The sequence below is a fragment of the Streptomyces sp. NPDC007346 genome, assembly GCF_040703535.1.
Taxonomy (GTDB): domain Bacteria; phylum Actinomycetota; class Actinomycetes; order Streptomycetales; family Streptomycetaceae; genus Streptomyces.
Genome location: NZ_JBEYKR010000249.1, coordinates 1 through 6,185 on the forward strand (window position 1 = coordinate 1; position 6,185 = coordinate 6,185).

The 6,185-nt window shown below is 74.2% G+C and carries 5 protein-coding genes; 4 read left to right on the plus strand and 1 reads right to left on the minus strand.

Annotation, left to right across the window (positions count from 1 at the left end; genetic code table 11):
* Positions 1–104 precede the first annotated feature (104 nt).
* Positions 105–542 (plus strand): hypothetical protein, encoded by a 438-nt coding sequence (locus AB0917_RS33360; RefSeq protein WP_366823460.1) that lies wholly within the window; start codon positions 105–107, stop codon positions 540–542.
* Between the two features lie 191 nt (positions 543–733).
* Here the strand turns inward: AB0917_RS33360 and AB0917_RS33365 are convergent, their stop codons facing one another.
* The gene (locus AB0917_RS33365) at positions 734–1,384 is read right to left on the minus strand and encodes a hypothetical protein (RefSeq protein ID WP_366823461.1); all 651 of its coding nucleotides are present in this window, start codon (positions 1,382–1,384) and stop codon (positions 734–736) included.
* Between the two features lie 336 nt (positions 1,385–1,720).
* Between AB0917_RS33365 and AB0917_RS33370 the strand changes: the two genes are divergently transcribed.
* The 3 genes from AB0917_RS33370 to AB0917_RS33380 all read left to right on the plus strand — a co-directional run bounded on the left by AB0917_RS33370 (position 1,721) and on the right by AB0917_RS33380 (position 6,057).
* Complete coding sequence (locus AB0917_RS33370) at positions 1,721–3,880, plus strand: RecQ family ATP-dependent DNA helicase (RefSeq protein WP_366823462.1); 2,160 nt, start codon at positions 1,721–1,723, stop codon at positions 3,878–3,880.
* Positions 3,881–4,175: 295 nt separating this feature from the next.
* Complete coding sequence (locus tag AB0917_RS33375; RefSeq protein ID WP_366823463.1) at positions 4,176–5,687, plus strand: aldehyde dehydrogenase family protein; 1,512 nt, start codon at positions 4,176–4,178, stop codon at positions 5,685–5,687.
* Positions 5,688–5,811: 124 nt separating this feature from the next.
* Entirely contained in the window at positions 5,812–6,057 is a 246-nt protein-coding gene (locus tag AB0917_RS33380; protein WP_366823464.1) for a DUF1272 domain-containing protein, read from the plus strand.
* Positions 6,058–6,185 lie beyond the last annotated feature (128 nt).

Sequence of the window (6,185 nt, forward strand, 5' to 3'; positions counted from 1 at the left end):
GTCGCGTCGAGGCTTGCCGTAAGACTCATACGGCGGACCGTAGAGCCGCCGTGGGGGCCCTACATCGGCCGCGGAGGAACACTTTCGGGCAGACCCCCGCACCCGTGCCCGCGGCGCCCGAGAGCGCTCCGAGCCGGCCGGAGAATCGTTCCGCACCGCAGCTCCAGCTGATCCCGGCCCCGGCCGGCGGAGCCCTCGACGCGGCCGAGGAAGCGGTCGACCTGCTGCTGGAGTCCGGCCGTGCGCCGGGCGACATCCTGGTGCTCACCACCGGCGAGCAGCACCCGTGGGCCGCCCACGAGCTGTCCTTCGGCGAGGCCGCGTACTGGGCCCAGCAGGACGCGGGCGACGACGTCTTCTTCGCGGACGCCTCCGCGGTCGGCCGGGCCGGACCCCGGCCCGTGGTCGTCGTGGCGGTCAACGGGGACGCCGGTGACACCGTCGCCCGCGCGCTGCCCGTCGCACGTGACCGTGCCACCGCGCTGCTGATCGTCTGCGGAGACCCCCGGACGATCAACTCCGCACTCGGCGCGGGCGTCTGAACCGTCCTGACCGTCCCGCCAGGAGCCCCGGCCGCCCGTGACGGTGGCCGGGGCTCCGGTCGGTGGAGTTCCGGCCGACGGGGCTCCGGCCGACGGGGCTCCGGCCGACGGGGCTCCGGCCGACGGGGCTCCGGGCGGTGGGGCTCCGGGCGGTGGGCCCGCCGCCCGCCCCGAAGGTCAGCGCCGCCCGTTCACCGGGCGGCCGAGCGGCGCAGCGCCCCCGCGGCCCCGCCGCCGGTCCGCGTCGGAGCGGGCTGCTGTTCGGCGACGACGTCGGCCAGCGGGGCCGGCTCCGACAGGGAACTGGGCCGCCGTCCGCCCCGCCCCTCGCCGAGCACCTGCCAGCCTCCGCCGGTCAGCGTGATGTAGGCACCGCACCGCAGCCCGTGCAGCGTGCAGGCGTCCCGCAGGCCCCACATCCACGCGCCGTCCTCCTCGGTCCACCGTTCGTCGCCGTCGCGGCAGTAGAGAAGTACGGCCGTACGCACCGGAGTACGGCGGCGCAGATCGTGCGGGATGACGCGCCGCAGATGGGCGAGCAGGGCGTTGCGGAAGTCCCAGCCGTCCGCCGCCGCGGTGTCCCGGCGCACGAACGAGGCGCTCGCCGTGAGCCGTTCCTCGTGATCGAGGACCGCGACCACGGCGGTGGCCGGTGTCGGCCGGTGCCGGGAGTGCAGGCCGCTGACCACCTCCCGCGGACTGCGCAGCAGGGGTATGCCCGCCGAGGCCCACTCGGCGGGTTCGAGTATCCGGGCAAGGCGGTTGACGGAGTCCGCGGAACCCGGTGGGGTCGAGAACGCCGATAGGGAAGTGGCTGCGGACGGGGCGAATCCGAAGGTCACGGTCCTCCCTTCGCTACGCGCCCGTGGAGCGGGCAGGGTCGAGTGAGGGCGCGCCGCGACACAGCCCTTCCGGGTCTGATGAGGAACTGCGCGGGGCGTTCCAATTCTCCCTGGCCCACCGGCAGGCGGCAACGAGCAATTGCTGTGGCTGACGGGAATCAGCCGGAATGACACTGATATCCCTGCCCAGACCCGCCCGGGATGACTCCCTCTGTCACCCCTGAACCGCGAGGACCAGCGGAAACACCGCCCGTCCCTGGTGGCCGGGAACCGCCCCGGCGCCCGTGGCGCGGGGGGAAGTGGGCATTTGTCAGTGCCATCGGGTTGCATGGGGGCATGGAAGAACTGGATCTGCGCACAGAGGCCGACGCCATCCTCGCCGAGCTCGTCGGTGGCCCCGGGGGGTCGGCCCGGCTGCGGGAGGACCAGTGGCAGGCGGTGGCGGCTCTGGTGGAGGAGCACCGGCGGGCGCTGGTGGTGCAGCGCACCGGCTGGGGCAAGTCGGCGGTGTACTTCGTGGCCACCGCGCTGCTGCGGCGGCGCGGCGCCGGCCCCACGGTGATCATCTCGCCGCTGCTGGCGTTGATGCGCAACCAGGTCGATTCGGCGGCTCGGGCCGGTATCCGGGCGCGGACGATCAACTCGGCCAACCCGGAGGAGTGGGAGGCCATCTACGGGGAGGTGGAGCGTGGCGAGACCGACGTGCTCCTCGTCAGCCCCGAACGGCTCAACTCCGTGGACTTCCGTGACCAGGTGCTGCCCAGGCTCGCGGCCACGACCGGTCTGCTGGTGGTGGACGAAGCGCACTGCATCTCCGACTGGGGGCACGACTTCCGTCCCGACTACCGACGGCTGAGGGCGATGCTGGCGGAGCTTCCCGCCGGTGTGCCGGTGCTGGCCACCACCGCGACCGCCAACGCACGCGTGACGGCGGATGTGGCCGAGCAGCTGGGCACCGGCGCCGGTGAGGCGCTGGTGCTGCGCGGTCCGCTGGACCGGGAGAGCCTGCGCCTGGGGGTGGTCCGGCTTCCCGACGCCGCACACCGCCTGGGCTGGCTCGCCCAGCACCTGGACGAGCTGCCGGGCTCCGGCATCATCTACACCCTCACGGTGGCCGCGGCCGAGGAGACCACCGCCTTCCTCCGGCAACGCGGCTTCGACGTGGCCTCCTACACGGGCAAGACGGAGAACGCCGACCGGTTGCAGGCCGAGGTCGACCTTCAGGAGAACCGGGTCAAGGCCCTGGTCGCGACCTCCGCGCTGGGGATGGGCTTCGACAAGCCGGACCTGGGTTTCGTGATCCATCTCGGCTCCCCCTCGTCGCCGATCGCGTACTACCAGCAGGTGGGGCGCGCGGGCCGCGGGGTCGACCACGCGGAGGTGCTGCTGCTGCCGGGCAAGGAGGACGAGGCCATCTGGAGGTACTTCGCCGACACCGCCTTCCCGCCCGAGGAGCAGGTCCGCCAGACCCTCTCGGCCCTCGCCGACGCGGGACGGCCACTGTCCGTGCCCGCCCTGGAGGCGGCGGTGGATCTTCGGCGCAGCCGGCTGGAGTCGATGCTGAAGGTGCTGGACGTCGACGGCGCGGTCAAGCGGGTCAAGGGCGGCTGGATCGCCACGGGCGCCGACTGGGTGTACGACACCGAGCGGTACGCCTGGGTGGCCAAGCAGCGCAAGGCCGAGCAGCAGGCCATGCGCGACTACGCGAGCACGGACCGGTGCCGGATGGAGTTCCTGCGCCGCCAGCTGGACGACGAGGGGGCGGCCCCCTGCGGCCGCTGCGACAACTGCGCGGGCCCCTGGACCGATTCCTCCGTTTCGGCGGAGGCGCTGACCGGAGCGGCCAAGGAGCTGGACCGCCCCGGAGTGGAGATCGAGCCGCGCCGGATGTGGCCCACGGGGATGCCCGCACTGGGCATCGACCTCAAGGGGCGTATCCCGGCCGGCGAACAGTGCTCCACCGGGCGCGCGTTGGGACGGCTGTCCGACATCGGCTGGGGCAACCGGCTGCGTCCCCTGCTGGACGCGAACGCCCCGGACGGGCCCGTTCCCGACGACGTCCTGAAGGCCGTGGTCGCGGTCCTCGCCGACTGGGCGCGCTCACCGGGCGGCTGGGCGTCGGGCGCCCCGGACGCCCTGCCCCGGCCGGTGGGAGTCGTCGCGGTGCCGTCGCTGAGCCGCCCGCACCTGGTCGGCTCCCTCGCCCAGGGCATCGCGGCCGTCGGCCGGCTCCCGCTCCTCGGGACGCTGACGTACACCGGGCAGAGCGACGCGCACGCCGCCCGCCGCAGCAACTCCGCCCAGCGGCTGAGGGCCCTGTCGGGAGCCTTCGCCCTCCCCGAGGGGCTGGCCGACGCCCTGGCCCGGGATCCGGGCCCCGTCCTGCTCGTGGACGACTCCACCGAATCCGGCTGGACCCTCGCGGTCGCCGCCCGCCTGCTCCGCCGAGGAGGCAGCGGACCGGTCCTGCCGCTGGTGCTCGCCGCGGCCGGCTGAACCTCCGGCGGAGAGCGGAGAGCGGAGAGCGGAGAGCGGAGGGCGGAGGGCGGAGACCGCAGACCGCAGACCGGAGACCGGTACGGCCCTCGCGATGCCGTGCCGTCCTGTGCCGTCCCGTGCCGGTCCGCGCCGTCCTGTGCCGGTCCGCCACCGGGTGTTCGAAGCTCCCAGGCGTTCGAATCTTACGATCGCAGGACGAGTCGTTTCGTTCTTCGGTAGGGTTGGCGCCACACGGGGTGACTCGTAGAACGCCTGCCGCCGTGCACGTCCAGCCGCCGATCAGGAGAGCTCCATGACAGGTTCCGCGACCGGCCCCCGGGCCGCCGCCCCTGGGGGACCGCCTCGAGGACCGGCGGGCGAGCTGCTGTCCGTCGACCCGGTGAGCGGTGAGACGATCGCCGTGCTGCCGACGGACGACGAAGAGGCGGTACGTACGAAGGTGGCGCGGGCCAGGGAGGCCGCGCCCTGGTGGGAGGGGCTGGGGCACGGCGGGCGCCGCCGAGCGCTGCTCGCCTGGCGGCGGGTGATGGCCCGACGCCTCGATGAGGTGATCGACCTGCTCCAGCGGGAGAACGGCAAGGTCCGGGCGGACGCCGTGGTCGAGCTGGCGGCGGCGCTGGAGCATGTGGGCTGGGCCGCCGGGCACGCCTCCCGGGTGCTGGGCAGACGGCGGGTGTTCTCCGGGCTCCTCATGCTCAACCAGGCCAGCACCGTCGAGTACCGGCCCTACGGTGTCGTCGGGGTGATCGGCCCCTGGAACTACCCGGTGCACACCCCGATCGGCTCCATCGCCTACGCGCTGGCCGCCGGGAACACCGTGGTGTTCAAGCCCAGCGAGTACACCCCCGCGTGCGGGAAGTGGCTGGTCGACACCTTCGCCGAGGCGGTCCCCGGCCCGCCGGTGCTGCAACTGGCCGTCGGCACCGGGGAGACCGGGGCCGCGCTGTGCCGGGCCGGCGTCGACAAGGTGGCCTTCACCGGCTCGCCCGCGACGGGGGCCAGGATCCTGGCGGCCTGCGCGCCCACCCTCACTCCGGTGCTGATGGAGCTGGGCGGCAAGGACGCCCTGGTGGTCGCCGAGGACGCCGACGTGAACGCCGCGGTGGAGGCGGCGCTCTGGGCCGGTTGCAGCAACGCCGGCCAGTCGTGTGCCGGGATCGAGCGGGTCTACGTCGCGGACGCCGTCCACGACCGGTTCCTGGCCCGGCTCACCGAACGGGCCCGGGAGATCCGGGCGGGCGAGGACTACGGGCCCGTGACCATGCCGGGACAGCTCGACGTGATCCTCCGGCATGTCGAGCAAGCGCTCGCCGACGGCGGCCGGGCGGTGGTCGGCGGCCCCGAATCCGTACAACCGCCCTATGTGCGCGGGCCGGTGGTCCTGGCCGACGTGCCGGAGGAGTCGGCCGCGGTGCGCGAGGAGACCTTCGGACCGGTCCTGGTCGTCAACCGGGTCAGGGACGCGGCCGAGGGCGTGGAGCGGGCCAACCGCAGTGAGTACGGGCTCGGCGGCGCGGTCTTCGCCGGGCGGGGCGCGGTCCGGCTGGCCAGGACGCTGCGCACCGGCATGGTCAGCGTCAACGATGTGCTCACCTTTCCGGCGGTGGGCGCGCTGCCGTTCGGCGGGCGCGGGAAATCCGGCTACGGGCGCATCCACGGTGCCGACGGGCTGCGGGAGTTCGCCGCGCCGCAGGCGGTGGCCCGCCGCCTGTTCCGGGCGCCGCTGGCCATCCAGACGTACGCCAGGGGCAAGCGGGACGTCCCCCGCCTGGAGCGCCTGATCAAACGGATCGCCCTTCGGTGACGGTCCGGCCCCCCGCGGCCGGACCGCGCACCGTCCCGCGTCGAGTTCCGGACCGGGGCGATCTTCTGCTGACGGAAACGACTGCCGGTGCGCCGGCGGCACGAAGGGTGAGGGTGATCGGACCATGCTGAAGATGCGTCCCCGGTGCATGAAGTGCACGTCCCCGCTCGGCCCGGCGGCCGAGGCGTACATCTGTAGTTACGAGTGCACCTGGTGCCCCTCCTGCCGGGCGGGCTTCACCGACGGGTGCCCCAACTGCGGCGGGGAGGTGGTGCGCAGGCCGCGCCGCACCACCGGCGCGGCGGCCATCGCCTCCCGGGGCCCCGACCGCCTGTCGCGTTTCGTCCGGCGGGTCGCCGGACGGGCCTGAGCCGCGCCCGCGCCCGCGCCCGGACGAGACGCCGCACGGGGCACGGAGAGGTCCCGGCGCGGCGGACCGGCGCCCGGCCCCCGCCGTGATGCGGCCCGGAGGGACGGGGGGTATGGTGGGGCAAGGAG

Excerpts from the sequence above, each read along its gene's own strand:
- AB0917_RS33370 (WP_366823462.1), top strand. The coding sequence starts at position 1,721 with ATGGAAGAACTGGATCTGCGCACAGAGGCCGACGCCATCCTCGCCGAG.
- AB0917_RS33375 (WP_366823463.1), top strand. The coding sequence starts at position 4,176 with ATGACAGGTTCCGCGACCGGCCCCCGGGCCGCCGCCCCTGGGGGACCG.
- AB0917_RS33380 (WP_366823464.1), top strand. The coding sequence starts at position 5,812 with ATGCTGAAGATGCGTCCCCGGTGCATGAAGTGCACGTCCCCGCTCGGC.